This is a genomic window from Mesorhizobium sp. M2A.F.Ca.ET.039.01.1.1 (genome assembly GCF_003998035.1).
Taxonomy (GTDB): domain Bacteria; phylum Pseudomonadota; class Alphaproteobacteria; order Rhizobiales; family Rhizobiaceae; genus Mesorhizobium.
Genome location: NZ_RZRY01001175.1, coordinates 1 through 1,285, shown reverse-complemented (window position 1 = coordinate 1,285; position 1,285 = coordinate 1). Strand labels below are relative to the sequence as shown.

Genomic DNA, 1,285 nt, shown 5'->3' with positions numbered 1-1,285 from the left:
GCGGCTTATGCCTGCCGCCGAATCCGGCCTGCTGGGCTCTGCCGAGGTGCCGTTCGCCATCCTGTTTGCCCTGATCTTCCTCGGCGAAGCTCCGCCCGTGGCCAGCGTCATCGGCGGCGCCATCGTGCTTTGCGCGGTCTTTGCCCATGCGGGCCGCGACTGGCTGAAGGCCAAATCGGCGCGCTCGTAAAAATATTTTTGCCAATCACGGAACCATCATCCGGCTCAGGCATTGTTAGGTCGACGGGTCACCCCCCCAAGTCCCCCCAAACCCCTCGACCCGTCCGACTAGAAGCCGACCCGCAAAAAGGTCGGCTTTTTCTTTGGGACTTCCTGGCCCATCACCACGGCAGGGCGAGGCCATCGCCCAGCAGCTCCGCCAGATCCCGCGCCGGGCGCGGAGCTTCGCGACCGAGCCGGATGGCGAAGTCGGCCATCGGCAATGGCGGCAGGTCGTGCTCGTATGGCGCCTCCACAATGCCCGAATGGGCAAAGCGCCGGGTGCGCGGCGTCAGCGCGATGCCGGCATCGACCGCGGCGCGCAGGCCGGCAAGGCTGGCGCTGCCGGCGGCGATGCGGTAGCGGCGTCCGGCGGCATCGAGCGCGTTGAGCGCGGCCTCCCTGAAGCCGCAATAGGGATCGAGCAGCGCCAGCGGCACGGCTTCCTGCAGCGTCGCCAGGCCTTTTTCCGAGCAGAGCCACAACATCGGCTCGCTGACCACGGCCGTTTCATCTGGCGTCGGGACATGGCGCATGGAGATTGCGAGGTCGAGCTGGCCGGCCTGCAGCGCCGAACCGAGCTCCAGGGAGCGACCGACACGCAGCTCGATCCGCACACGCGGGTGGCTGGCGGCGAAGGCCCTTAGAAGATCCGGCAGGCCGTGGTCGGCGAAATCCTGCGTCGTGCCGATGGCGATGCGGCCGCCGGCGCGCGCGCCTTTCAGCGCCAACCACGCCTCGGTGTGGACGGCAAGGATGCGGCGCGCATGGCCGACAAGATCCTCGCCGGCCGGTGTCAGGCCGCGTCCCCTGCCCTGCGGGATGAGCAGCGGCTCGCCGACGATCTCCTCCAGCCGCTGCATCTGCGCGGTCACAGCCGACGGCGTGCGGCCAACGGCGGATGCGGCCTTGGCAAGCGAGCCGCCCTCGACGAAAGCGAGGAAGGTCTTCAGTAAGTCGAGATCGAGCGTTTCCATACTTCGATGATATCGAATCGTTTCTCAAAAACAATTCGATTTTATTGAATACATGCCAATGCCATGATCCTCTCATCGAAGGCGCGAGG

At 66.4% G+C, this 1,285-nt stretch carries 1 protein-coding gene and 1 pseudogene; one reads left to right on the top strand and one right to left on the bottom strand.

What is annotated here, in order from left to right:
- Window positions 1-190 (top strand): annotated as a pseudogene (locus EOA24_RS38340) (EamA family transporter); the annotation flags it as partial.
- Window positions 191-341: 151 nt separating this feature from the next.
- On the opposite strand, the gene EOA24_RS38335 reads toward EOA24_RS38340, so the two are convergent.
- Window positions 342-1,196 (bottom strand): LysR substrate-binding domain-containing protein, encoded by an 855-nt coding sequence (locus tag EOA24_RS38335; protein WP_126078266.1) that lies wholly within the window; start codon window positions 1,194-1,196, stop codon window positions 342-344.
- Window positions 1,197-1,285 lie beyond the last annotated feature (89 nt).

Coding starts and splice junctions, on each gene's coding strand:
- EOA24_RS38335 (WP_126078266.1), bottom strand. CDS start 1,196: ATGGAAACGCTCGATCTCGACTTACTGAAGACCTTCCTCGCTTTCGTC.